25 protein-coding genes are annotated in these 26,329 nt (G+C 41.6%); 15 read left to right on the top strand and 10 right to left on the bottom strand.

Annotation, left to right across the window (positions count from 1 at the left end):
* The first annotated feature begins 6 nt into the window (after positions 1-6).
* The 4 genes from H6G75_RS14855 to H6G75_RS14870 all read left to right on the top strand — a co-directional run bounded on the left by H6G75_RS14855 (position 7) and on the right by H6G75_RS14870 (position 3,224).
* Complete coding sequence (locus H6G75_RS14855) at positions 7-429, top strand: ubiquinol-cytochrome c reductase iron-sulfur subunit (RefSeq protein WP_190980808.1); 423 nt, start codon at positions 7-9, stop codon at positions 427-429.
* Between the two features lie 263 nt (positions 430-692).
* Positions 693-1,904, top strand: a complete 1,212-nt coding sequence (locus H6G75_RS14860; RefSeq protein WP_190980809.1) for a HEAT repeat domain-containing protein — start codon at positions 693-695, stop codon at positions 1,902-1,904.
* 36 nt (positions 1,905-1,940) lie between these two features.
* Positions 1,941-2,519, top strand: a complete 579-nt coding sequence (locus tag H6G75_RS14865) for a Uma2 family endonuclease (protein WP_190980810.1) — start codon at positions 1,941-1,943, stop codon at positions 2,517-2,519.
* A 3-nt stretch (positions 2,520-2,522) separates the two neighbouring features.
* Entirely contained in the window at positions 2,523-3,224 is a 702-nt protein-coding gene (locus H6G75_RS14870) for a hypothetical protein (RefSeq protein WP_190980811.1), read from the top strand.
* A gap of 80 nt (positions 3,225-3,304) precedes the next feature.
* On the opposite strand, the gene H6G75_RS14875 is transcribed toward H6G75_RS14870, so the two are convergent.
* A complete protein-coding gene (locus tag H6G75_RS14875) occupies positions 3,305-4,696 on the bottom strand; it encodes a 1-acyl-sn-glycerol-3-phosphate acyltransferase (RefSeq protein ID WP_190980812.1) in 1,392 nt (463 codons plus the stop codon).
* Positions 4,697-4,848: 152 nt separating this feature from the next.
* Here H6G75_RS14875 and H6G75_RS14880 point away from each other — a divergent pair, with 152 nt between their 5' ends.
* Entirely contained in the window at positions 4,849-6,663 is a 1,815-nt protein-coding gene (locus H6G75_RS14880) for a proline--tRNA ligase (RefSeq protein ID WP_190980813.1), read from the top strand.
* Positions 6,664-7,097: 434 nt separating this feature from the next.
* On the top strand, positions 7,098-7,718 hold the full coding sequence (locus H6G75_RS14885; protein ID WP_190980814.1) for a GerMN domain-containing protein: 621 nt from the start codon (positions 7,098-7,100) through the stop codon (positions 7,716-7,718).
* Between the two features lie 56 nt (positions 7,719-7,774).
* Here H6G75_RS14885 and H6G75_RS14890 read toward each other — a convergent pair whose 3' ends face one another.
* From H6G75_RS14890 to efp, 3 genes are all read right to left on the bottom strand, one after another.
* Entirely contained in the window at positions 7,775-8,122 is a 348-nt protein-coding gene (locus H6G75_RS14890) for a helix-turn-helix transcriptional regulator (RefSeq protein ID WP_062289993.1), read from the bottom strand.
* Positions 8,123-8,184: 62 nt separating this feature from the next.
* Positions 8,185-8,706 carry an acetyl-CoA carboxylase biotin carboxyl carrier protein gene (accB, locus tag H6G75_RS14895; RefSeq protein ID WP_190980815.1) on the bottom strand — a complete coding sequence of 174 codons (522 nt, stop codon included), beginning with the start codon at positions 8,704-8,706 and terminating at the stop codon, positions 8,185-8,187.
* Positions 8,707-8,919: 213 nt separating this feature from the next.
* The gene (gene efp / locus H6G75_RS14900; RefSeq protein WP_190980816.1) at positions 8,920-9,477 is read right to left on the bottom strand and encodes an elongation factor P; all 558 of its coding nucleotides are present in this window, start codon (positions 9,475-9,477) and stop codon (positions 8,920-8,922) included.
* Between the two features lie 258 nt (positions 9,478-9,735).
* Here efp and H6G75_RS14905 point away from each other — a divergent pair, with 258 nt between their 5' ends.
* Positions 9,736-10,842, top strand: a complete 1,107-nt coding sequence (locus H6G75_RS14905; protein ID WP_190980817.1) for a peptidylprolyl isomerase — start codon at positions 9,736-9,738, stop codon at positions 10,840-10,842.
* Between the two features lie 43 nt (positions 10,843-10,885).
* Here H6G75_RS14905 and H6G75_RS14910 read toward each other — a convergent pair whose 3' ends face one another.
* Positions 10,886-11,455 carry a Uma2 family endonuclease gene (locus H6G75_RS14910; RefSeq protein WP_190980818.1) on the bottom strand — a complete coding sequence of 190 codons (570 nt, stop codon included), beginning with the start codon at positions 11,453-11,455 and terminating at the stop codon, positions 10,886-10,888.
* A 141-nt stretch (positions 11,456-11,596) separates the two neighbouring features.
* Between H6G75_RS14910 and thiL the strand changes: the two genes are divergently transcribed.
* Positions 11,597-12,595 carry a thiamine-phosphate kinase gene (gene thiL, locus H6G75_RS14915; protein WP_190980819.1) on the top strand — a complete coding sequence of 333 codons (999 nt, stop codon included), beginning with the start codon at positions 11,597-11,599 and terminating at the stop codon, positions 12,593-12,595.
* Positions 12,596-12,656: 61 nt separating this feature from the next.
* On the opposite strand, the gene H6G75_RS14920 is transcribed toward thiL, so the two are convergent.
* The gene (locus H6G75_RS14920; RefSeq protein WP_190980820.1) at positions 12,657-13,670 is read right to left on the bottom strand and encodes a type I glyceraldehyde-3-phosphate dehydrogenase; all 1,014 of its coding nucleotides are present in this window, start codon (positions 13,668-13,670) and stop codon (positions 12,657-12,659) included.
* A gap of 116 nt (positions 13,671-13,786) precedes the next feature.
* The gene (nadD, locus tag H6G75_RS14925; RefSeq protein WP_190980821.1) at positions 13,787-14,410 is read right to left on the bottom strand and encodes a nicotinate (nicotinamide) nucleotide adenylyltransferase; all 624 of its coding nucleotides are present in this window, start codon (positions 14,408-14,410) and stop codon (positions 13,787-13,789) included.
* 397 nt (positions 14,411-14,807) lie between these two features.
* Here nadD and murC point away from each other — a divergent pair, with 397 nt between their 5' ends.
* The 4 genes from murC to H6G75_RS14945 all read left to right on the top strand — a co-directional run bounded on the left by murC (position 14,808) and on the right by H6G75_RS14945 (position 18,505).
* Entirely contained in the window at positions 14,808-16,268 is a 1,461-nt protein-coding gene (murC, locus tag H6G75_RS14930) for a UDP-N-acetylmuramate--L-alanine ligase (RefSeq protein ID WP_190980822.1), read from the top strand.
* An 89-nt stretch (positions 16,269-16,357) separates the two neighbouring features.
* Positions 16,358-17,383: a UDP-N-acetylmuramate dehydrogenase gene (gene murB / locus H6G75_RS14935; RefSeq protein WP_190980823.1), complete on the top strand. Its 1,026-nt coding sequence runs from the start codon at positions 16,358-16,360 to the stop codon at positions 17,381-17,383.
* A 193-nt stretch (positions 17,384-17,576) separates the two neighbouring features.
* Positions 17,577-17,924 carry a YbaB/EbfC family nucleoid-associated protein gene (locus tag H6G75_RS14940; protein ID WP_190593026.1) on the top strand — a complete coding sequence of 116 codons (348 nt, stop codon included), beginning with the start codon at positions 17,577-17,579 and terminating at the stop codon, positions 17,922-17,924.
* A 95-nt stretch (positions 17,925-18,019) separates the two neighbouring features.
* Entirely contained in the window at positions 18,020-18,505 is a 486-nt protein-coding gene (locus H6G75_RS14945) for a low molecular weight protein-tyrosine-phosphatase (protein ID WP_190980824.1), read from the top strand.
* Between the two features lie 133 nt (positions 18,506-18,638).
* Here H6G75_RS14945 and H6G75_RS14950 read toward each other — a convergent pair whose 3' ends face one another.
* Positions 18,639-19,322, bottom strand: a complete 684-nt coding sequence (locus H6G75_RS14950; RefSeq protein ID WP_190980825.1) for a response regulator transcription factor — start codon at positions 19,320-19,322, stop codon at positions 18,639-18,641.
* Positions 19,323-19,799: 477 nt separating this feature from the next.
* Between H6G75_RS14950 and smpB the strand changes: the two genes are divergently transcribed.
* Entirely contained in the window at positions 19,800-20,267 is a 468-nt protein-coding gene (smpB, locus tag H6G75_RS14955) for an SsrA-binding protein SmpB (protein WP_190980826.1), read from the top strand.
* Between the two features lie 235 nt (positions 20,268-20,502).
* Positions 20,503-20,781: a WGxxGxxG family protein gene (locus H6G75_RS14960; protein WP_190980827.1), complete on the top strand. Its 279-nt coding sequence runs from the start codon at positions 20,503-20,505 to the stop codon at positions 20,779-20,781.
* Positions 20,782-20,971: 190 nt separating this feature from the next.
* Here the strand turns inward: H6G75_RS14960 and H6G75_RS14965 are convergent, their stop codons facing one another.
* Positions 20,972-22,396, bottom strand: a complete 1,425-nt coding sequence (locus H6G75_RS14965; protein WP_190980828.1) for an IctB family putative bicarbonate transporter — start codon at positions 22,394-22,396, stop codon at positions 20,972-20,974.
* Positions 22,397-22,788: 392 nt separating this feature from the next.
* Positions 22,789-24,342, bottom strand: coding sequence for a GAF domain-containing sensor histidine kinase (locus H6G75_RS14970; RefSeq protein ID WP_190980829.1), 1,554 nt, complete (start codon positions 24,340-24,342; stop codon positions 22,789-22,791).
* A 691-nt stretch (positions 24,343-25,033) separates the two neighbouring features.
* Between H6G75_RS14970 and H6G75_RS14975 the strand changes: the two genes are divergently transcribed.
* Entirely contained in the window at positions 25,034-26,194 is a 1,161-nt protein-coding gene (locus H6G75_RS14975) for a DegT/DnrJ/EryC1/StrS aminotransferase family protein (RefSeq protein WP_190980907.1), read from the top strand.
* Positions 26,195-26,329 lie beyond the last annotated feature (135 nt).

Below are 26,329 nucleotides of genomic sequence, written 5' to 3' on the forward strand. Positions count from 1 at the left end.
ACAACTATGAAACGTCGTGATTTTATTAATTGGGTTGGTTTAGGTTTAATAGCGAGTAACCTACCAGTGGCTATTGCTGCTTGTACTTCCCAAACAAATACACCAACATCGACAACATCTGGAGAGTGGCAAAAAGTAGGCACTACTAAAGACCTAGACCAAAAAGGTCAACTGTTGGTTAAAGGTTCCCCTGTTGGTGATGTTCTGGTAGTAGGTACATCTCAAGCAGCTAATCTGGTTGCTGTTGACCCTACCTGTACTCATAAAGGCTGTACTGTAGACTGGAAAGCTGACGCGAAAAAATTCGCCTGTCCTTGTCACCGTGCAGAATATGGTTCTGATGGTCAAGTACAAAAAGGCCCAGCCGAAAAACCATTAAAAACCTATACCGCTAAAATTGAGGGCGATTCCGTTTTGGTGAAGAGTTAATAGGTTAAAGGTTACAGGTAACAGGTGACAGAATTAACAGTCTTTTGTTCTCTGCTGATGTCCCAACTACTTTGCCAATTGCTATATTTACGCCGTGTGTAACTTTCTCTCAAACCTAACCCCCAACCCCTTCCCTACAAGGGAAGGGGAGTAAGATTTAAAGCCTCTCTCCGTTTCGGGGAGAGGTTTGGAGAGGGGTCGCAAAAATAAGTTGCATATCGGTATTTTCTCCCTTATCCTCCTTGTCTCCCACTCCTTAACTTATGCAAGGCAATACCAACCAGCTTTTAATACAAGCACAGACGGCGTATGATGCTGGTGATTGGTCAGTGCTGATTCAATACCTGCAACAGTTGATTGTGCTGGAAAATGAGAAATATTCAGAATATTTGCTGAAATTAGCACTACCTATTTTAAAAATGGGCGATTTTCAGCAGCGTTGGGAAATTACCAAGGTATTACTTCGCTTGGGGAAAATTGCCATTCCGCCCCTGATTGAGATTTTAGAAGATGAAGAAGCAGAGGAAGAATTGCGTTGGTATGCGGCGCGGACTTTGGGCGAGTTTCAACATCCAGAGGCGATCGCACCTTTGGTAGAATTACTCAAAACTAGCGATGATGAAGAATTAAAAGCGATCGCCGCTACAGCACTAGGACAAATGGGGAGTTTAGCAATTACCCAACTCTCACAACTATTAAAACAAGATGATACCAGACTTCTGGCAGTGCGATCGCTGGCTTATATTCGCACTCCAGAGACAATTACACCCTTATTGACTGTAGTACAAGATACTGAAGTTGCAGTCCGCGCCACCGCCCTAGAAGCCCTCAGCAGCTTTCACGATGAACGTGTACCACCTGTACTCATCAACGCTTTAGATGATGTGGTGGCGACAATTAGACGCATCGCCGTACTCGGTTTAAGTTTCCGCCCCGATTTAACTGGGAAATTAGATTTAGTTACCAAACTCCAACCCAAGCTTTATGACTTCAATATAGATGTTTGTAGTGCGACAGCCGTCGCCCTTTCTCGCCTTGGTGGTGATAATGCTACCAAACATTTATTTTCTGTGCTGATGTCAACCCATACACCCACAACCTTACAACTCGAAATTATTCGTGCTTTAGTTTGGGTAGGGACATTTTCTGGTTTGGAATATTTACAGCAGACATTACACCAAACTAAATCAGAAATATTGTGTCAAGAAATTGTCACAGTTTTGGGGCGAGTCGAAAAACCACAATTAACTGCAAAAGCCACAGAAATTTTATTAGAATTATTAAATTCACATCATCCAGCTAAAGAAATTGCCTATATCAAAAGTGCGATCGCTTTATCTTTAGGACAGTTAGGCAATCAGCAAGCCATCCCCTCATTAACTACTTTATTACAAGACTCGAACGAACAGGTAAAATTACACGCGATCGCTGCACTGAAAAAACTCGCACCAGAAATTCTCCCCATCCAGTCTTGATTACAATTAAAGTAATCATACTTTTATATAGTTTTTATGAGCATCTCAACAGCTAAACGCTTCACAACATCTGAATATCACCGTTTAACTGAACTCGGCTTTTTTGTAGAAAATGACCGCGTTGAGTTAATCAAAGGAGAAATTATTGAAATGGCTGCGAAAGGTACACCACACTCTGTTTGTAATACCCGCTTGAATCGAGAATTATTCACACTCATTGCAGGGAAAGCAACTCTTAGAGGACAAGAACCGATTATTATTTCTGATATTAGCGAACCAGAACCAGATTTAGTAATTGTCCAAAATCGTTCTGATGATTATTTCAGAGAGCATCCTAATCCATCGGATGTCATACTACTAATAGAAATTTCTGATTCTTCTTTAAAATACGACCAAGAAACAAAATTATCTATCTATGCTGAAGCGGGTATTCCCGATTATTGGATATTTAATTTAGTAGATAATTTTTTGGAGTGTTACAGCGAACCTTATCAAAGTCCGCAAGGTCAATTTGGTTATCGTCGCAAACTCATATTTCTACCAAATGAAGCAGTCAATCTACCATACTTTAATGATTTAGTTTTAGATTTATCTAAAGTCTTCCCAGGTGTGTAAATTATGAGTGCTGATCCAGTTTGGTGCTTGTTTAGAATAGAGCCTTCAGATGTACTCAATGTATCTCAAGCTTTTAATCAAGCTGTGGAGCGATCGCAAATTGCATTTCAGTTACAAGACTATCTTAAAATCAGAACTGAAATTCTTAATCAGCTACCTTCCCAAATATTAGATTCATCTAATATTTATTTTCCTGATTGTCTAATTGAAAGACAGCAAAATTCTGATGTGTTCGACTGGGAAGATTTACATCAAACTTACCATCTTTTTTTCCCAAAAGTATTTGTAGAAATCTTTAATAATCTATTTGTAGGCGATACTCCAATTATTTCTCAAAGAATGAGTCAAGCTCAACTAGAATTAATCATAACTAATCGTGTATGTGCCACAGAAATGTTATGGGGTGGTTTAGGTTGGCAATGTGCAAATAAACTTCCTGGTTACTTAGGAAATATGTTTGTCAAACCAGAAGATATTGCAAATGTTTTAGCAATCATAGAAGAAGTTTTTACAGAAATAAGTACTGATGAATTTATTCAAGGAGCGAAGTCAATCGGATTTAGAGGAAACTGTAATGAAGATGATGCAGAAGCTCTGCAATCAATCATTCTGTCTTGTTTTCATACTGTTTTACAGGAAGGAAATGGGCTTCTAGCTTTGAGCCATCCACACATCGGTATTATGCCATTTCCTGAAAATTATTAATTGACCTGTTATATTAATGGGATTATACTCACTCAATAACTCTCCGCGCCTCCGCGTCTCTGCGTGAAACAATATTCTCCTCATAAAATCAAACTTTGCATCGCCTGTTGTAACTCGTTTGTAAAATCACTAACCGCTTGCTTTGCCCCTGCACGACTTTCTTTATATGCAGAATAATGCTCAGATATAGATAACGGTTGACCGATATTAATCTTAACTTTTTGCTTACCCAACTGTGGACGCTGAAAATATTTATCACCTTGAATTTTGGCAATCATCTGGGATAAAATTAAAGTTGTTTCGGCAAATCTTTCAACTGATGGTTTCTCTTTAATATAATTACCAGAAACCGCCACAAAACTTTCTACTAAGCGCATGTGCCACATTCTTGCAGTTGCTTCTTCGGCAATGCGATCGCCTAAAGCTATTTCCACAGAAGATAATGCGTTGATATCCTTAAAATCTTCCCTAAAGATATAATTCCAACCTGCTTGTTCTACTTTCCGACAACGGTCTGTTAAAGTGCCTTTGGCTGGTAAATTAAAATACTGCTCAGATATTTGCAAGGCGGCATTTAATAATGCTTGTAAGCGAAATGCCAAGGCTTCATTTCTATCTTTAATTTCCGCGACAGCTTGAGCATCTGCTAACTTTTGATGATAGAACCGCGTGTAAAATTGCTCCATTAAAGATAATAAATGTTCGGCTAAAGCTAATAATCGCGGATACATTAACTCCATTGAAGCAATATTATCGGTTTTTCCTGCATTCACAGGTAAACCACTAGCCGCTTCTAAATCACTCAATAATTGCGCGATCGCACTCCAAGGCGCAGCAGTATAACTATATTTAAGTCCAACTGGTACAATTAAAACCTGTTCCGAGCGTCCGGCTTTTTGCAAGTCTTCCGCGCACCAAAAGCCTAACTGAGCAATACCGGGTTCTAATGGACTAACAATTTCTGATAGTCCATTTGTCGCACCTTCTGGCGCAGCAGCCATCGGGAATTTACCATTGGCGAACAAATCACGCGCCGAACGCAAACCCGTCCAGTCAGCCTTACCGCGCTGAATAGGAGTTCCACCCAAGCGCGAAGCTATCCAGCCTGCATATTCACCCGCCCAGAGAGGAATGCCGCGATCGTAGATAAAATGAGCATGAATCGGAGATTGTAATGCTATACCCTGTTGTCGTGCTACCCTCGGCACAAGTTGAGACAGTAAGTAAACCAAACAAAAGGGATCATCTGTTTTAGGATGACGAAACGCCAATAAAAAGCGCACCTTACCCTCTTGAAACTGACGATAAAGATCCGCCAAAATTTCTACGTTTTCAGCTTCTATCTGGGAAATAGCTGTTTGCCATTGTATCCAACTAGGTAGAACCGTGTGAACAACGCGCAAAAATAAAGGATTAAACGCTGGCGAAATAAATTCTAAAGGTGGCTGCGCTTGATAAATTACGTCTGACAAGGTAAGTTTCTCCTGAAGTATGAGGTTAGGGGCTAGGGGCTAGAGACATGAGGAAAGTTACAAATGACAAATGACCAATGACTATTGACCATTGACTAACCACTTTATACTTCATACTTGAGAAGATTTGGAATTTGGAAAGGGATTAAACGATGCGACTGTCACAAATGTTATTCGTTACACTCCGGGATGATCCTGCTGATGCGGAAATTCCCAGCCATAAGTTATTACTCCGTGCAGGGTATATTCGTCGCATCGGTAGCGGTATTTATGCTTATCTCCCGTTTATGTGGCGGGTGTTGCAAAAGGTTTCTCAAATTGTGCGGGAAGAAATGAACGCCACAGGCGCACAAGAATGTTTGTTACCCCAATTACAGCCTGCTGATTTGTGGAAGGAGTCAGGACGTTGGGATACTTATACTAAAGCTGAGGGAATTATGTTTTCCCTGATCGATCGCCGTGAGCAACAATTAGGATTAGGGCCGACTCATGAAGAAGTGATCACAGCGATCGCGCGTGATATGATTCGCTCTTATCGTCAGTTACCGCTACATCTCTACCAACTGCAAACCAAATTCCGTGACGAAATTCGCCCCCGCTTTGGTTTAATGCGCGGAAGAGAATTCATCATGAAAGATGGTTATTCTTTCCACGTCGATGAAGAAAGCCTGAAAAAAACCTACCAAGATATGTACCAAGCCTACAGCAATATGCTGCGGCGGGCTGGGTTGGCGTTTCGTCCAGTAGAGGCTGACTCTGGTGCAATTGGTGGTTCTGGTTCAACAGAATTTATGGTGTTAGCGGAAGCTGGCGAAGACGAAGTTCTCTACACCGAAGATGGTAAATACGCCGCCAACGTCGAAAAAGCTGTGTCTTTACCTGCGGATGCTGAAACATCACCTTTTACTAGTTATGAGAAGCGCGAAACACCAGGAACAGATACAATTGAAAAACTCTCTTCATTCCTGAAGTGTTCTCCTACCCAAGTTGTGAAAAACGTTTTGTATCAAACAGTCTACGATAATGGCGTGACTGTGTTGGTATTGGTAAGTATTCGCGGAGATCAGGAAGTCAACGAAGTCAAATTACAAAATGAATTGACGCGGTTAGCAGCTAACTACGGCGCAAAAGCAGTCATCGCCTTAAATGTACCCAGTGCAGAAACCCAACAAACCTGGGCGGCGAAATCTTTACCTTTGGGTTACATTGCACCAGATATTAGCGATGAATATATTGCAGCTAACAAACAAGTTCACGCCAAATTTGTGCGGTTAGTAGATAAAACAGCCGTTGATTTGAAAAACTTTGTCACTGGTGCGAATGAAACTGGTTATCACGTCGTTGGTGCTAATTGGAATGAGCAATTTAAGCTACCAGAAAGTGTAGTAGATTTGCGTAAAGCCAGACCAGGCGATCGCGCTATCCACAACCCAGAACAAACTCTCTCTAGTGCTAGGGGAATTGAAGTTGGTCATATCTTCCAATTAGGTACAAAATATTCCCAAGCCTTGGGTGCAACTTATACCAACGAACAAGGAGAAGAAAAACCCTTGGTGATGGGATGCTATGGTGTGGGTGTTTCCCGCTTGGCACAGTCAGCAGTTGAGCAATCTTACGATAAAGATGGGATTATTTGGCCTGTAGCGATCGCACCTTATCATGCGATCGTCACAATTCCTAACATTAATGATGCCCAACAAGTACAAGTAGCCGAAAAACTTTACACAGAACTCAATCAAGCCGGAATTGAAACATTATTAGATGACCGTGATGAACGCGCCGGAGTTAAATTTAAAGACGCTGATTTAATTGGTATACCTTATAGAATTGTTACCGGACGTGCAATTGCTAACGGCAAAGTTGAAGTAGTAGAAAGAGCCACTCGTCAATCTCAAGAAATTGCCATTGATGAAGTTATAACTACACTAAAACAATGGATTACCACTGCAATAGAAGATAAAAAGTAACCCCCAAAGAATTTAGCTCCGACGAATGGAATTCGCGGCTATAAAAACAAAGTCCGCCTACGCGGACTAAGGCAAAATAAAGGATTTATATTTGTCTGTGTAGCCGCGACTTTAGTCTCTGGGTGCAAGATGTGTGTAAACAGATAATAGATGAAAATTCTGTCACCTGTTACCTGTCACCTATTCCCTAATTCTTAATAATTTCCTAAATCTTACGAAATAATGAGATTTATGAAATTTGACAGATGACGGATTTAAAGTACAAATTCTAGAATTAGATCAGGACTATTTAGATTTAGCGATCGCCTGATTTTAGCGTATCGAGCTATTCACGAAATCTCTGGAAACTCTCAACTTATAAGTATCGTCCATAACCAGGCTGCTCTTCACCTCACAATTATTTCAGCCCTTAGTCAGTCAGGAAGGTTTTTAATATGAATGATGAACAAAAATCTAATCGCATATCTTCGGGCGTAGTTGCAGCTGTTTCCGCAGCCGTAATTGCGGTTAGTGGTGGTGTAGCTTGGTTAACTACCCAGTCCCAAAAAGCGCCTATCACAACTAACCCCGCCAACCCCAATCAAAGCATTCAACAACAGCCCACACAGCCATCAAATACCCAACAAAACGAAAAAACTGCTCAAGTTTATTGGCTGAAACCTAAAGAAAGAAATGTGGCTTTAGTGCCTAAATCAGTAGAAGTAGCCGTTACTCAACCTAATCAAGCCTTAGAAAGAGCTTTTCAGGCTTTATTAGAAGGGCCAAGCGACGCTACAGACTCAACCACAATTCCCAAAGGTACTAAGTTACTCGGCTTAAAAGTCGAAGGTGATGAAGTCCACGTCAATTTATCCAATAGCTTTACCAGTGGTGGCGGCAGTACCTCAATGGTGGCGCGTGTCGGCCAGGTTGTGTACACAGCCTCCAGCTTGAACCCCAAAGCCAAGGTTTACATCGACGTAGATGGTAAACCCTTAGATGTGTTAGGTGGCGAAGGTGTAGAGTTGGAACAACCCCTCACCCGCGAAAGTTTTGATAAGAATTATCCGCTTTAGTCATTGGTCATTCGTCATTGGTCATTAAGAAACACAAATGACAAATGACAAAAGACCTAAAGTTTTGTATTCAGAACGCGAAAGTTACGAGCTTGCTGTTCTAACCTTGTAGCGATGCGATCGCACACCTGATTACACAATTCAAAAATCATTTCGTCTTCCACCCGGTAGTAAGCGCAAGTGCCTTCACTGCGACGGCTAAGAATTCCGGCTTGCCACATTACTTTCAGGTGTTTGGAGACATTTGCCTGCGAAGTTTGTGTTGCCTCTACCAATTCTTGTACACATTTTTCTTCATCCCGTAGTAAGTGCAACAGCCGCAGACGCATCGGCTCACTTAACAGGCTGAAATATTCGGCTACTTGTTGCACCACTTCCGGCGGTACAGGCAACGCTTGTTTCATCAGGAATGATCCGTAAAAACAGACAAGGTTAACAATCACTCATTTCATATATACATTAATACTTAATCAGGGTTAATTCGCATCAAAGGTTGACCATATTCTACAGGTTCTCCATTTTGAAGCAGAATTTCCATAACTTGCCCTGAGATTTCGGCTTCAATTTCGTTCATCAGCTTCATAGCTTCAATGATACACACAGTTTGACCCTGACGGACGCGATCGCCTACTTCCACAAATGGTGCTTCCCCTGGTGCAGGGGCGCGATAAAAAGTCCCTACCATTGGCGAAGCAACTTCTACTAATCTTTGATCTATCGCTGAAGGTGCATTTCCTGTTACCTGTACACCTGCACCAGCAGTATCTAAAATTCGCTCTGGAGAAAGCGTTGGTGCCACTCCTCCTGCTGCAACTGTTGTTACTGCCGCCACACCACCAATCGCAGCTTGCGGTACAGTGTGATTGTTTATGCTGCCAGCTTTACGTACCGATAGCTCAAAGTCATCACTTTTCAGAGTTACTTCTGCAATATCTGTTTGTGCAATAGTTACCAGCAGTTGACGGATTTCATTAAAGTCCAATGGCACAGCTTTTATTACCTCAACCTGTCCGTAAAATGATTATTTTATGTGATACCAATTGAATTAATGATTGAGACTGATGGATCGACAGAACTGAGACACAGACAGTTACTCCCCATTCAAAATCAAAAATCTCAAATCCAAAATGGTATGAGGGCAGGGATTTAAACCCTATATAGGGATTTAAATCACAATTAACTCTAAAATTTAAGAGAAAATTTATTCCCTGCCTAAATATTTATCTTCACGCGTATCAATCCGAATCCGTTCTCCTTGAGAAATAAACAAGGGAACCATTACAGTTGCACCAGTTTCTACTTTGGCTGGTTTAGTACCACCTGTAGCTGTATCGCCCTTAACACCAGGGTCAGTCTCTGTAACTTGTAGTACTACAGAGTTAGGTAATTCCACTTCTAGAACTACATCGTCCCAACGAATCACGTTCACTTCCATACCTTCCTTGAGGTATTTGACGCGATCGCCAATTTGTGCAGCACTGAGTCGCCCTTCTTCATAAGTTTCCATATCCATAAAGACAAACTCATCGCCCTCTTTATAGGTATGCTGCATTGTGCTTTTTTCCAAAGTTGCTTGCGGCACAGTTTCCCCAGCCCGGAAAGTTCTTTCGAGAACCTTGCCACTTTGGACGTTTTTCAGCGTGGTGCGGACAAACGCCGAACCTTTACCTGGTTTAACGTGGAGAAAATCAACCACCCGCCATACAGACCCGTCTAATACAATTGAGACACCGGGTCGAAAGTCGTTACTAGAGATCATGAAGCTTTCAAATGTTGGAAGACAATCGGCATTTATTGTACCCTTCTAGCGGAGTAATTGGTTAATCAAGTAGAAGGCAGAAGGCAGAAGGTAGGAGGCAGAAGGGAAAATTCATTATTCTACCTTGCTCCCCAACTCCTAACTCACTGCTAAAAATACTCAACACTCAGCACTCAACACTCAGCACTCTTACTATGGGAAGATTATTGATGGGTTACGCCCAGTCAACAATATTCATGCTGCATTTGAGCCATACTCATGTTTAAGTTAATAAAATCCTGGCTAAAGTCCAGCCTAGTAACAATACTGTTGGTAATTATATTTTTAGGCATCAATACAGCTGGCTGGACTCCCTCCAGTAATGCCGCCTTGCCCTCTGGCAATGCAATTACCGACGGCAAAGCTTTGTTGCGTTATGCACTCCCAATAAAAAATGAACCAGTCAGGCAACTGCAAGCCAGTCTAGAAGACATATCAACTCAGTTGCGAGCTAATCGACGCTGGGGTGCTGTCTCCAAAGACCTGAGTAAAGCATCTCGCGTGCTTGATAAGCCTTCACAAATCTTAGCAAGCGTTCCCGAAGAACGCCAACCCCAAGCCACAGCATGGCTTGACGAATTAAAATCTGGTGTAGTTGAACTGCAAGAATTGACACAATCCAAAGATAAAGAAAAAATTCTGCAAGGGCGAAACAAATTGTTGAGTTTAGTTTCTTTGCTAGAAGAGTCAATGGTGCAGCAATTTCCCTTTGAAGTCCCAGAAGAATACAGTAATTTAGCCCAACTCAAAGGGCGTGCCACTATTGCAATTAAAACCAATAAAGGCGATTTAACCGTTGTTGTCGATGGTTATAGCGCACCTGTGACGGCTGGTAACTTTGTAGATTTAGTCCAAAGGGGTTTTTATAACGGGTTAGAATTTACTCGCTCTGAAGAATCCTACGTCTTGCAAACAGGCGACCCCCCAGGTAAAGAACAAGGTTTTATTGACCCCAAAACAGGCAAATATCGGGCAATTCCTCTAGAAATTCTAGTCGAAGGAGATAAAGCACCAACTTATGGCATTACCTTAGAAGATGCTGGTCGTTATTTGGATATGCCAGTTTTACCGTTCTCTTCCTTTGGTGCATTAGCAATGGCGCGTCCCGAAAGCGAAGTTAATGGTGGTTCATCGCAAGTGTTCTTTTTCTTGTTTGAACCAGAACTCACCCCCGCCGGACGTAACTTGCTGGATGGACGTTACTCAGTATTTGGTTATCTCACAGAAGGTAGAGATGTTTTAGATAAACTCAAAGCTGGGGACAAAATCGAATCTGCAACAGTAACTCAAGGCATAGAAAATCTAGTCCAACCCCAAGGAGCCTAAATCAAGTATGAAGTATGAAATTTAACACTTCATACTTCATACTTTACAAATTTCCCGCCGCGAATATTTGATGAGGAGCGATCACTAATTCGGGAAACGTCTGCGATACAATTTTCTGGTCAGCCGTAAACAACGTCTCTTCGTAAAATCCTTCTTCCAGCAACAACACAGTGACTTTTAATTCTAACGGGTCTACAATCCAATATTCTGGCACTCCAACCGCAGCATACTCAGAACGCTTATGGCGATAGTCCCGTTTAATAGAATCTGGGCTGACTACTTCTACAACCAGTAATGGTGGTGTCTCAAATACAGATGGAGCCTTTAGTAAATCTCTTGCTTGCTCCTGTGTTACCACACACAAATCAGTTAACCTAGACTTATTTCTTCCCGTCCTGATCCCAGTTTGCTGAAACGTCAACGCAGGTAAACTCAACCGCTTGATTTCTGTATCCAGCAATTGCTCAAGGAATTTAGCAATTAAGCAATGTTCTATCGTTGGGATGTTAATTAACTCCAGCCTGCCATCAACTAGTTCATAGTGAAAACCAGTACCATCATCATAAGTTAAGTACTCTTCAAATGTGAGTTTTGTTACTGGTGTAGCGACCATCCCCACAATCTCCTGAACTATACCATTATCGTAACTTGAGGAAGTAGAGAATAGGGAGTCGAAAGTAGGGGAGGTAAAGGTGCAAAGGTGTAGGGAAGACAAAGAGAAGGGACAAAACAAAGAACAAATGACCAATGACCAATGACCAAAATTAAAGACATTGGCGAACAAGGCCTATTAGCAAAATTACAAAGCTTCTGCCCCCCAGAAATTATTGGAGATGATGCAGCAGTTCTAGAAACAGCGCCAGGAACATCACTAGTAGTAACTACCGATGTTTTAGTTGATGGCGTACACTTCAGTGATGCTACTACTTCCCCAGAGGATGCAGGTTGGCGAGCCGCAGCCGCCAATTTATCAGATTTAGCTGCGATGGGGGCTTCTCCTTTAGGCGTTACTGTTGGTTTGGGGCTACCTGGCGATTTACAGGTAAGTTGGGTAGAGCGACTTTACCAAGGAATGACAGAATGCCTGCAAAAATACCATACCCCAATTGTCGGTGGTGATGTAGTGCGATCGCCAACTGCAACCATCTCCATTACCGCCTTTGGTCAAGTTGATCCCCAGCGAATTATCCGCCGTTCTGCTGCTAAAGTGGGAATGGCGATCGTAGTCACGGGTGTTCATGGAGCCTCCCACGCCGGCTTACAATTACTCTTGCATCCCCAATTAGGGCAGAACCTCTCTCCAGCAGAAAAGACCGCCCTTATCAAAGTTCACCAACGCCCGCAACCCCGTTTAGATGTCTTACCCACCCTCTGGGAAATTGTAACTTCCCCACTCCCCGTTGCCGGAATGGATAGTAGCGATGGTTTAGCAGATGCAGTTTTACAAATTTGTCGCGCCAGTAACGTAGGTGCAGTTATAGAACGCCAGCAAATTCCCTTTCCAGCTACTTTTACCAATTGGCTCAAACCAGAACAAGCAATAGAATATGCCCTCTACGGTGGTGAAGACTTTGAGTTAGTACTTTGCTTACCACCCACACAAGCAAATACCCTAGTACAACAACTCAACCAAGACGCAGCAATTATCGGTACTATTACATCTGGTTCACAGGTGTTATTACATGACCAATATCAAAAAATCCCTGACCAAGTTCTTAGTCTTAGTCAGGGATTTCAACATTTTAGTCCTTAGTCATTTGTCCTTAGTTTTAACACCAATGACAAATGACAAATAACCAATGACTATTGACAAATTATTGCCACTTCTCAGCTACTAGTTCAGCCAAATCTAGAACACGTTGGCTATAACCCCACTCATTGTCATACCAAGCCATAACTTTTACTAAGTCACTGCCCATTACTAAAGTCAAGCTGGCATCAACAATAGAAGAAGCATCAGTACCTTGGTAATCTGAAGATACCAACTGAAGTTCGCTGTAGTCTAGAATACCTTTGAGTGAACCTTCTGAGGCATCCTTGAGGGCTTGGTTGACTTCTTCCGTAATAGTACGCTTCTCAACCTGAACAACGAAATCTACCATTGAGACGTTCGGGGTTGGTACACGTAAGGCAACACCATTCAGCTTACCTTTGAGTTCTGGAATTACTAGCGCCACTGCTTTTGCTGCACCTGTAGAGGTGGGGACAATGTTGATGGCTGCTGCTCTTGCCCGACGTACATCGCGGTGAGAAGCATCTAGCAAACGCTGGTCTCCGGTGTAGCTGTGGGTGGTGGTCATTGTGCCTTTAATGATACCGAATTTGTCATTCAGCACCTTGGCAATGGGAGCCAAACAGTTGGTAGTACAGCTGGCATTACTAATAACGTGATGTGTGTTGTGGTCGTAGTCGTGGTGATTCACACCAATTACGAATGTACCATCTTCATTTTTCCCAGGAGCAGTAATTAGAACCTTTTTAGCTCCAGCATTGACGTGCTTTAAAGCTCCCTCTTTGCTAGTAAATACCCCAGTTGCTTCAATAATCAGGTCAATTTCCCATTCTCTCCAGGGCAAGTTTTCTGGATTGCGATCAGATACGCATTTAATGGTTTTACCGTTAACGATGATAGAGTTATCATCGGCGGAAATGTCAACATCCTTTAACTTCCCAAGCATTGAGTCATACTTCAGGAGGTGAGCATTTGTTCTAGGATCTGATGTGTCATTGATAGCTACAAGGTCGATATTGCTATTTTGCCGACCTAACCAACAACGTGCAAAGTTACGCCCGATGCGCCCGAAACCGTTGATTGCGACTCTAATCACAGTGTCTTGCCCTCTGTATTTATGCCTATAAGTTGATATCTTTGAACCCAATCATATCGCAAAGGAGGGGAGTATTAATAACTATAAAGTGTTAGATCCAAAAAAAAATATATATTTTATTCAGAATTTTCTGAATAGAGGTTATTGGTCGTGATGTAGAATCTAACCGGCTCTGGAACTAAATACTTAATAGATTTATTTTGGCAAGAAAGTTTACGAATAAGACTTGACGAAACTCCCACTAAGGGTATATTCAAGAATTGCCAGTGAATGGTAAGTGACTGCTGTTGTAGTTGTTGCTCAACTTGCTGGCAGATAATGTTGCTTTTAGCTTGATCACCATCTAATTGTCGGGGCGCAATCAACCAGTCACACATTTGTACTAATTCTTGTCTACGGTACCACCGAGGTAAGGTTTGGAAAGTATCCAAACCCAAAATCCAGTACCAGTGAGTATTTGAATAAACAGCCGATAAGTCAATCAACGTGTTGATAGCATAAGAGGTTCCAGAGCGAGTTGACTCCACCAAGGAGACAGTAAAAGCTGGGTTATCTCTTGTAGTTATTTCCAGCATCTTCACTCGATGCTCAAATGGTGCTGCTTTTTTGTGTGGAGGATTGAACGATGGTACCCAAATTATTTGATCTAGGGGTACTTGAGACAAAGCCATTTCGGCTATGAGTAAGTGTCCCCAATGAATTGGATCAAATGTGCCACCGAAAATTGCCAGATGTTGCATCTGCTCATACCCAGGCTTTATACATTTGAAACACAATTTCACTGTCAATGTATTATTGTACTCAATTCATGCCTTAGCTTGATGAAATTTAAAACTCATTTGGCTAGGAATGTATTATCGTAGCCCTTACCAGTCAGGAACCTAAAAATATGTATTTCTCCTTACAAGAATTTCTTTCCCGATGCAGTGGAAATTTTCAGAATAATCTTAAAAACAGTTCAGAAATAGCAAAAACCTCCTACAAAGGTAAAATCGTTCTCAATCCACATAACGAAAGTGGAAAAGCTCTCCGACAGCCAGTATAAAAAAGGTGTAGAAAAATTTACGGTAAAAAACAAATTCCTGTTATGATACGCGTGTCATTTGTGAATATGGTGTGGTGTAAGAGGAGTAATCAATGAATAATGCTGTGGATTTCGGTGGTAGACCATTCCATTTCATTGGAATTGGTGGCATAGGGATGTCTGCTCTGGCTTATGTATTGGCAAAGCGTCAATTGCCAGTATCAGGTTCAGATGTTCGTCCTAATCATATTACGCGCAAGTTAGAATCTATCGGTACACATATTTTTGGTAAGCAAGAAGCAAGTAATCTTGAATTCTTTCGCCCCAAGGTGATGACGAATGAGGCAGAATTAAGTTCACAAGAATTATCAGATGCTATTGAGTCTTCACTGCCTCAAGTAATTTGTTCCACTGCAATTAACACTAACAATTTAGAATATAAAGCTGCTTTAGAATTAGGCTGTCCGATATTACATCGTTCAGATGTACTTGCTGCTTTGATTGCTGATTATAAAAGTATTGCTGTAGCAGGTACTCATGGCAAAACTACAACTAGTAGTATGATTGGTTACATGCTCCTACAAACTGGTTTAGATCCCACCATTTTGGTAGGCGGTGAAGTCAATGCTTGGGAAGGCAATGCTCGCTTAGGTGAAAGTGAATATTTAGTAGCAGAAGCAGATGAATCTGACGGTTCTTTGGTGAAACATGCGCCGGAGATTGGCATTATCACTAATATTGAACTAGACCACCCTGACCACTACGACACATTAGATGAAGTGGTCGATACTTTCCAAACATTTGCCCAAGGTTGCAAGACCTTAATTGGCAGTATTGATTGTGAAACAGTACGCGATCGCCTGCAACCAACAATCAGTTACAGTCTGCATCAAGATACAAATGCTGACTATAGCGTAACCAATATTGACTATCGTCACGATGGCACCACAGCATTAGTCTGGGAACGCGGTAAAGCTTTAGGTGTATTAAAATTACGCTTACTTGGTCGTCATAACCTGAGCAATGCTTTAGCAGCAGTGGCTGTTGGTCGCGTTTTAAATTTAGAATTCGGTGAAATTGCCAAAGCTATTGCCACTTTTGAAGGTGCAAGACGACGCTTTGAGTTTCGCGGAGAAGTTGATGGTATTACATTTATTGATGATTATGCCCATCATCCCAGCGAACTGCGAGCTACCCTTGCGGCTGCACGTCTTCAGGCTAGACCAGGACAAAGAGTGGTGGCAATTTTCCAACCCCACCGTTACAGTCGCACACTGACCTTTTTAGAAGAATTTTCTGAGTCCTTTGCTCATGCTGATTTAGTTGTTCTGACTGATATTTACAGTGCAGGAGAACCCAACTTAGGACAAATCAGCGGGGAACAGTTAGCAGCAGAAGTTGGTAAGTTTCATCCCCAGGTGGTATATCAGCCAACTTTACCCCAAGTGCGTGAGTTTTTGCTCAAAACGCTACGCCCTGGTGACTTAGCTTTGTTCCTTGGTGCTGGAAATCTCAATCAAGTCATACCGGAATTAATTACTACACTTTGTGAGGCTGCTACAGCCACATCTTAAGACCGTTGAGTAACGGCACTATTAATTCATATCTATTGCTGTATTTTTGCGGCAGAAAAATGTAAAAATTTCACAAAATTGATGTCAAAATGAAAATCTCCCAGGCAGCTGGAAACATCTGCACAGTTTCTGCTACACCTACACAGAAACAGGAAACAGATAAATCATCAGATAACAAAATTATTTATTTACCAGGTACGGATTGCATGATCAGGCCACAGGCTGCGTTATCTGCGTTTACTTCTTATAGGGTTGGAGGAGCAGCAGAATGGTATGTTGCGCCTCGGAACTTGGAAGTATTGCAAGTCAGCTTGAATTATGCAAAAGAACATAACTTAACTGTAACAACTTTAGGTGCAGGTTCTAACCTGTTAGTAAGCGATCGCGGTTTACCTGGTCTAGTGATTGCCACACGCCACCTACGCCACACCCACTTTGACCCAGAAACAGGTTTATTAACAGTCGCTGCGGGAGAACCAATTCCCAGCCTAGCGTGGGAAGCAGCACAACTGGGATGGCAAGGTTTAGAGTGGGCTGTTGGTATTCCCGGAACCGTGGGTGGTGCGGTAGTTATGAATGCTGGCGCACATAATAGCTGCATCGCAGATATCTTGGTTAGTGCCGAAGTTCTATCTCCTGATGGCACACTCGAAACTCTCAGCCCTGCACAAATGGGCTACAGCTATCGAACTTCATTACTCCAAGGTAGCGAGTCTCCTTCGGAGAGGCGTTGCCAACGCATCGTCACCCAAGCTACCTTCCAACTGCAACCAGGAGCCGACCCCGCCACAGTTTTAGCTGTGACTAAACAACACAAACAACATCGACTCTCCACCCAACCTTATAACTTCCCCAGTTGCGGTAGCGTCTTCCGTAACCCCAAACCCTATTCAGCCGGTTGGTTGATTGAACAAACGGGTCTCAAAGGCTATCAAATCGGTGGCGCACAAGTAGCTCAACTCCATGCCAATTTTATTGTGAACCGCGGTGGAGCTAAAGCCAGTGATATTTTCTGTCTGATTCGTCACATCCAAGAAAAAGTACAAGAACGCTGGTCTATTTTGTTAGAGCCAGAAGTCAAAATGATGGGTGAGTTTCAAGCAGCTTGTGGCTAGGAAGAGGCTAGAGGCTAGTAAGGAATTTTATTCATAGCCAGCGATATTTAATCAAAAATATTTCTATTTCCCAGTCCCTAGCCTCTAGCCCCTACTCCCTAGCATTAATTATTAGTAACAAAAGTGGCAAATTACCACCCGCATCTATAATTGAATGTGATTTGTTATTGAAAGCACACGCGGACAATCTATTATGACAGGTAAAGGACAAGGATTCGGCTTTGGCTTAGGCAAAATGAAAGAACTTGCCGAAGCCTTTAAAAAAGCGCAGCAAGTTCAAGAAGGTGCAAAGCGACTCCAAGAAGAATTGGAGCAAATGGAAATTCAAGGAGAAGCTGGTGGTGGTTTGGTCAAGGTAATTGTCAGTGGCAACCAAGAACCCAAACGAGTAGAAATTTCTCCTGATGCCTTAGCACAAGGTGCAGAATTACTTTCCGACCTTGTAACAGCAGCGATGAAAGATGCTTACACCAAGTCCACAGCCACAATGCGGGAACGGATGGAAGAATTGACCAGTGGACTGGAATTGCCTGGATTTTAGTTATGAGTCATTAGTCATTAGTCATTAGTCATTGGTTTGTACAAATGGCAAATGGCAAATGACAAGTGACAAAGGACAAAGTACAAAAAATACCTATGCCCTACAAACTTTTGTTTGTCTGTCTGGGAAACATCTGTCGTTCGCCATCGGCAGAAAACATCATGAATCATCTGATCGATCAGGCTGGATTAAGTGACAGCATTATCTGTGATTCTGCTGGTACATCTAGCTATCACATTGGTAGTCCACCTGACCGCCGGATGAGTGCGGCGGCGGCGGCTAAATTAGGAATTCAACTGCGTGGTCGAGCCAGACAATTTGCCAAGTCAGATTTTCAGGAGTTTGATTTGATTTTGGCAATGGATCGAGACAATTACGATGATATTCTTGCTCTTGATCCCACTGGCAAAGATCACCACAAAGTGCGCTTAATGTGTGATTCTTGCACTCGACATAACCTGAAAGAGGTTCCCGATCCCTACTACGGGGGAGTGGAGGGATTTAATCAAGTCATCGATTTACTGGTGGATGCTTGTGAAGGTTTACTTCAGGAGATTACGCAGCAAGAATTACAAGCTTGATTGATGCACAAATAGTTTATAACTTACGCACAAAGGTTATTTGTGAAGAATGGATGTAGGGGTTTTAAATGCCTACATCCCTACATCCTCTTCCAAAGCCTTAGTTTTTTGTATCAATGGGTAAGTTCGATAGTTATTCGACTAGACCATGTTTAATTGCAAACCGTACCAGTTCAGCCCGGTTACTGGTAGCGGTTTTTCTTAATAAACTACTAACGTACTTTTCTACCGTTCTGGGACTCAGGTGTAATTGTTGTCCCATTTCCACATTTGACAAACCATGAGTCAGCAGTTCTAAAACTTCTTGTTCTCTGGAAGTCAGGGAAGAGAAAAACTCTGGTTTGTCTAGGTGAGTAAAAACAGAGTTCTGAGCTTCTACGGCTGTTGCTGGGGTAGAATTACTCAGATTTTCTTTATGAGAAACGCGGTATTGTGATTGAATGATTTGCGATCGCTCCAACAAATTGCGAATAGCCGCCGCTAATTCCTCTAACTCAAAAGGCTTGGGTAAATATAAATCACAACCCGACTGATAGCCCAAAATTCTCTCTTGGGTCTTGGTACGTGCTGTTAATAAAATGACAGGCAATAAACGGAATCCTGGTTGTTGGCGCACTCGGCGTACCAGTTCATAACCATTCATCCTTGGCATAACAATATCAGTGACAATTAAATCAGGACGGTATTCTTCTACCATTGCCAAAGCTTCTTGACCGTCATTAGCCGTGATCACCGAGTAGCCAGACAGTTCAAGATAATCGCTAATAGACAGACGAGTGCCCAGGTCGTCATCCACCACAAGGATCGTCAAGGGCATGGACAGTACACCCCTAGCATTTTTGTTAATTGGAAATTTGCTTCTACGCGCTTTTTCAGTGAACACAGCTAATAATAGTGTTCTTATGTTTCATACTATGACAGGATTACCAGCTAATGACTGCCCGAATAGATCAATTATAAAGAAAATCTTAAATCATTAGGAGTGGCTCAAGCAGTTTAACGTAGGTTGTATAGCTAGTGCTTGCTAGACATAGAGACTTTTGTAATTCTTCACAAATTGCAATTAACTCAGAGTAATAACTCACCATACTGTAAATAATATTGACTTTATAAATCATAATGCAGCAACTTGTGAGGCAAAAAACATTTTACTTGATAGTTGTCAAAAGCTAGATTAATACAATAACACTGATATTCCGAGAATAATTAATTTATAGTGGTTTAATATGCCTCTATAAATTCACCTGCCAATCTCAAAGATTTTGGCAACACATTTAAACTTATAAAAATATCAATGAGTGAAAAAAGCGAAAGTTACAAAGTCATTAGCGACAACCGTCAAGCCCGTTATTTGTATGAAATCTTGGAAACTTATGAAGCTGGTGTGCAGTTGACTGGAACAGAGGTGAAATCCATTCGTGCTGGCAAGGTGAATCTCCAAGATGGTTATGCTTTGATTCGTGATGGAGAAATATGGCTAATTAATGTGCATATTTCTCCATATACTGCTAGTGGGCAATATTTTAACCATGAACCCCGACGGACACGCAAGTTATTATTGCATCGTCAGGAAATTCGGAAGTTGATTGGCAAAGTAGAACAGCAGGGTTTGACACTAGTACCTTTAAAAATTTATCTCAAGCGAGGCTGGGTAAAAATCAGCATTGCCCTTGGTAAAGGTAAAAAACTCCATGACAAGCGAGAAGACCTCAAACGTCGTCAGGATCAACGCGACATTCAAAGGGCGATGAAAAATTATTAGTCAATGGTCATTTGTCCTTGGTCATTGGTCATTCTCCCTTCCCCTACTCTTTGCTTTTAAGCCAAGAAGTGCAAGGAAAAAATTTCAGACTTCAGAATTTAGACTTCACACTTTTTCTTTATATACCCTCAGCGTGAGTTGATAAACAGCTTAGTTTATAGCTACAGATTGATTCTGGTCTTGCTAGGAGTCGATACAGTGGTGGGTAACTTTGGAACCAACAAGGAACCTCACCATGAAACTCAACTTAACTAAAGCTGTTAGTGCTGGAGTATTAACATTAGGTATGGCAATTATGCCTTTAACATTACCTGTGCAAGCTCAAGACAACACTACTACAACTACTGGTGATGCGCCCAGAACAACAACTTACGCTCGCAATGATTTTGATTGGGGTTGGCTGGGATTATTAGGTCTCATTGGTTTAGCAGGTTTAGCTGGTAAAAAGCGTAACGATGAACCTACTCGTTATCGTGATCCTAACACTCCTGGTGCTACTAGCTACAGAGACTAGCACCACAAACTAGAATGCGGCAACATCAACAACAGAAATGGGCAAGTTTAAAGTAACAACTTGCCCGTTTATTCAGTCAGTAATTACGCACAAAGGTTGTCTGTTGAGGATGGGTTTAAGGATGTAAGGGTTTTGAACAACTCTTTCCTAAACCTTGATTTTGCATCCCACGGCTTAAGTCCTGTCAATGTTAACTAGCAGATTCTGGGTTAGATGAATTAATGGCTTGGCTACTATCTTGATGTAGTGGTCGCCAGTAACTTGCAATGATAGCCACCATCAACCACCAAAGTGTATTTACTTCCGGCCGGAACCAAATTGTATCTACAGTACCGTGGGCTAACATTCCCAGTAAAGTTGCACAAGCACCAATTAGCCAAAAACCTTGAACATTTCCTAATTCGCGCAATCTCCGCAGTTGCATAAATGCTGAGTTGAAGGTGACTACTATCAACCACAGGAAACAAGCCAAACCCACAAAGCCAGTTTCCACAGCAACCTCTAGCAGAATTGAGTAGGCACTTAACGCACTATAGCGAGGATGTTGATATAGTGGGTAAACTTTATTAAAAGCGTTGTGACCGGGGCCAATACCAATAATCGGACGATCGCGGATCATTTCAAAAACAGCATCCCAAACATTGCGGCGATAATTGTTACTACTATCTTGGCGATCGGCAAAAATACTAAAAACTCGCAAACGTACAGGCTCAACAAAAATAACTGCCAGTACTAATAATCCCAGCAAACCGCCCAGAATTATCGGCAGTGACCAAGTACGCCAAAAAGGAGGTAGCTGTAAACTCTGCCAATAAACTAATAATGCGATCGCTGTTAAAATTGCGACTACCAGGCCAATCCAGCCACCACGGCTAAAAGTCAAAATCAAGCAAGCCGTATTTACACCTACCATTGTCAACGCTAAAGCTTTTTTGACCCAACCTTGCCAAACAAAAATTGCCACTAAACTCAAAACCACAGCTGGCATTAAATACCCAGCCAACAAATTAGGATTACCCAAATAACTATAAACCCTAGTTGTTTTCGACAAAGGTGATTCCGGGTCTACCCATGTAGCTAATTGGGCAGCACCAAAAAACCATTGCCGTAATCCATATACACTAACAATTAGCGATATATGTAGATATAACGTAATAATCCAAGACCGCAGTCGCGGCGACCTCAGTACCCTAGCACAAAGAGCAAACAGCAACAAATATAGTGTTAAAGTTACCAAGTCATTCAAAGCAGCCTTTTTCACTGGTGATAATGCTGTAGCTACCACAGCAATTCCCCAATAAAGCAATACCAACAAGTGAATAGGCGTGACTAACGGTGCATGGGCTGGTACTGGTTCATCAGATAAAGTCAACAACAGCCAAAAACCTACACATGCTATCAGCAGTAACCCGATTAATGTACTCGACACAAAAGGCGCAAGAGCATAAATTAAGCTGATTAAGGCAGCTGCAATTATGTCTCCCCACTGAAGCAAAATGCTACTTTGCCGCCACGAATTCAGCAAACCAATCGAACAACGACGTAAATAGCTCGTTGCTAGATATTCTTTGAGCGGTAAATCAGATAAAGTCAATCGTTGCCAAACTAAATTCATAAAACACGCTGCATTTAATGAGCAGAACTGCACAGGCAGAACTTGCACTCAATCATAATGCGGGTGATTATAAACAGTTAACAACAGCGATCGCAAGGTAATATTACATCCGGGCGAAAATAAGATATCACATCTAAAAATTGGTCAAAAATCGAAATTTAAGATTGTAGTCTTTTTCTTTAGGATACTCCCAAAAATAAATTATCCCATTTGTTTATTACACAAGGTTTCTATCTACCTTGTTATCCTGATATTCCTTGTCCTCGAAGACGGAATATTTTTTCTAAATTTCCGCCGCTTCTGTCTGTTGATACTAGTCGTGATTGATCAAATGATGCTGATTGATGGGAACAAATTAGTAGTTGGGTAGATTCTAAACAAGTAGCTGGTGATTAGATTTCGTTAACAGGTTCGCTCGTATTAGCAGTTTGTAGTGGCAAAGAAAGTACATAACGGTGTCCTGATTCTGCTGAACCTTGGATCGAAATTTGCCCCCCATGCAACTCAGCCAGCTGACAACTGAGCAATAAACCTAAGCTTTCACGAGATAAACCATTATTGGTCTTCACTAATTCCATATCAGAATTAGCGGTCAATAAATCTGAGTAAGAATCATTTAAGTTTGGTGATTGTTCTAGTGCTATTGTCAAACCTCCTAATTCATCTGGGTTAGCGGAATAAGAACTGTATGATACTGCTTCATTGGTCAATTCCAATAAAGATAAGGGATGAAGGCGAAAATAAGGATCAACTTCAGTAATTCCATCTCCTAACCAAGGATGTGAAACCCAAACGGTAATATTGAGGGTATTTTCCTTGTAAGAAACATGAATCCGCACAATACTACCTGTAGCAGACAACTGAATAACGCTGAACACCATGTGATAAAGTATTTGCCGCACTTTGTCTTTATCTAAAGGCCAAATACGACCACGCCCTGGTTCTATTGACAGGCGAATATCTTGCTCCCGCCGATTAGCTGGCTCTTCTAAGCTATTTATAGCTTGTTGGCATAACATTTCGATGTCTACTGGAGCCAGGTTGAGACTCAGGGAATTGTCATCTACAGTACCCAATTCAGTGATCTCATTCACTAACGAAAGTAAGTAACGACCACTGTGTTGGATAATTTCCAAATACTCTCGTTGCTTAGTTGTCAAAGGCCCATAAATTTCTCTACCTAAGACACTAGCCATACCCAGTACAGAAGTTAAAGGAGTACGTAACTCTTGGGTAAGTTGCCCTAATAACTCTAGTTTTAGCTGTTTAGTAGAATGTGATTCTTTTTCTAAACTGGCTGATGTGAGCTTAATGCCATTGCTAGACTCATCATTGATAAACAAGGTAGACGAATTCTTTTGGTTGCTCTTTTCTGGTCTACTTTGCAGGAGTCGGTTGCGCTCAAATTCACTCATGCTCCAACGAGCAATGATTTGCAGAAATTCAATATCTCGATTTTTAAATTCACGCGGTACCAAATCCATCACGGCTAAGGCACCCAAACAATGACCCGAAGAATCAATTAATGGCACTCCCAAATAGGCGCGAATGCCATATTCTTGTACTAATTTACTAGTAACAATAGTATTACTACTATATTTATGCGTGTCATTAATGACTAGTTCTCTGCAAGTTTCTACGACTTGGGTACAGAAAGATTCTCGGCGCAATAACTGACGGTTTTGCGCCAAATGATTCATTAATCCCAGTCTGGATAAACCTACTGCTGACTTAAACCAGTGACGTTCCTGATCTACAAATCCCAATATGGAAATTGGTGCTTCCAAAAAATGGGCAGCCGTTTGAGTAGCTTCCTCAAAAACTGGTATTGTTTCGGGTTGTCGCAAACCTAGTTCTAACAGCACTGTGAGGCGCTGTTGTTCTCTTGTTTCCTGAGAAGCCCAACCATCTTTAAGAGCAAATAAGTTATTTTCAGGCTCTACCATTGCCACCGCTACCTTGATAATTCGTCGATATTGTAATATATATAACCACTGTTGCCGGGTTATGATTTCCTATTGTTAAGCATTCCCCAATTTTGCCCTCGACAAACAATAATCGCATAGAAATTTTATACAACTGTGGAAAATACTGAGATAAAGCAGGATGGCAAGATTACTCAAGGTTTTGATGTCAGACGACGTTAGTTTTCAAATTGATATGGGTAACATAATTCTAAGACTGGTATAAAAGTAGTTTCTCTATAGTAGTTTTATACATAGGGTAAAAATGAGTATTTCTGAATTACTTACGCAAATATTGTTTACATCCAAAGTAAATTTTAAGTATAAATACGGTTAAAAAACAATTGAATTTCAGGGGATATTTTGATTTTTAAGCTAAAAAAATATAGATTTTTCTAGTATTTAACAAATGATAAAAATCATTTTCACAGCAGGATAAATTTGACAGCAACACAAATTAGCCCCAGGCTTTTATGTTGCTTATTCATGGATTTCATGGCAAAGAAATGGTATTTATCTGAGCCAGAATTATCTTCAAGAGTAAATTTTATCAAAGGTTTACTTGTGTTTTACAAATCTGATGTGTTTAAAGTTTATGGTTAAGCAATCAGGTTAAACAGATTTTATAGCAAGTTTTACACCTAAAGTTTGAGGCGCAAAATCAATGAATCAAATGGCTGTTAGAGTACCTTTTGTTGACTTAAATTTACAACATCAACCAATTCAAAATCAATTAGAAAAAGCAATTAATGATGTATTAAATCGAGGAGATTTTGTTTTAGGTAAGGCCGTTGCGGATTTTGAAATAGCTTTTGCGGCAGCATCTGATTCACAATATGGTGTGGGTGTAGCTTCTGGGACAGATGCGATCACTCTCGGTTTACAAGCTTGTAATATTGGTGTGGGTGATGAAGTAATTTTGCCAGCCAACACTTTTGTTGCCACATTAATTGGAGTGTTACGAGTTGGTGCAAAACCGATTTTAGTTGATTGTGACCCCGATACAGCCTTAATTGATTTAGCCGCAGCAGCGAAAGTAGTTACTGCCCAAACCAAAGCGATTATTCCTGTACATTTGTATGGGCAGATGGTATCACCAAAACAATTATTAGATTTTGCAGCTACATACAAACTATTAATTTTTGAAGATGCAGCCCAAGCGCACTTAGCTGAACGTGAAGGTTATCGGGCTGGTTCTGTGGGGACAGCCGCAGCTTTTAGCTTTTATCCCAGCAAGAATTTAGGGGCTTTTGGTGATGGTGGAATGTTAATTACCAAAGATCCAGAAATTGCCCAAAAAATGGTGCGCTTACGCAATTACGGTGCAGCCCAAAAATATGTACATGTAGAACCGGGGACAAATAGCCGCTTGGATACTTTGCAAGCAGCAGTGTTGCAGGCAAAATTGCCTTATTTACAACAGTGGAATAGCGATCGCAACGCCATCGCCCAACAGTACGATACTCAATTAGCCCCCTTAGCCTCTGCTGGCATTATCGCCATCCAAAATCACAGCGGTGCAGGACACGTCTATCACCTCTACGTCATTAAAATTGATGATTCGACTTCACCAGAACGCCGCCAGCAAATTCAAGACAAACTCTCAGCCGTCGGCATTCAAACAGGTATTCACTACCCAATTCCTTGCCATTTGCAACCAGCATTCACCTACCTGGGCTATCAATCAGGAGATTTCCCCCACTCGGAAAAACTAGCCAAACAGATATTATCTCTACCCATGTATCCTGGTTTAAGCAGTAGCCAAATTCAAGAAGTCGTAGCAGAAATTACATCAATCATGAGTGGCGAACAGCAACAGTTGTTATCTGTTTAACAATCAGGAATTCAGGAGTCACTGCCGGAGGCAGTGACCACATTTCGGCAAGCTCAATGACCACCTGCACGGCTTCCAAAGTATTGCTTTTAGGTTAGTCCGCGCAGGCGGACTTCGGTTGTGTAGCCGCAGACT

The organism is Nostoc sp. FACHB-280, from assembly GCF_014697615.1.
In the GTDB taxonomy this organism is placed as follows: domain Bacteria; phylum Cyanobacteriota; class Cyanobacteriia; order Cyanobacteriales; family Nostocaceae; genus Nostoc_B.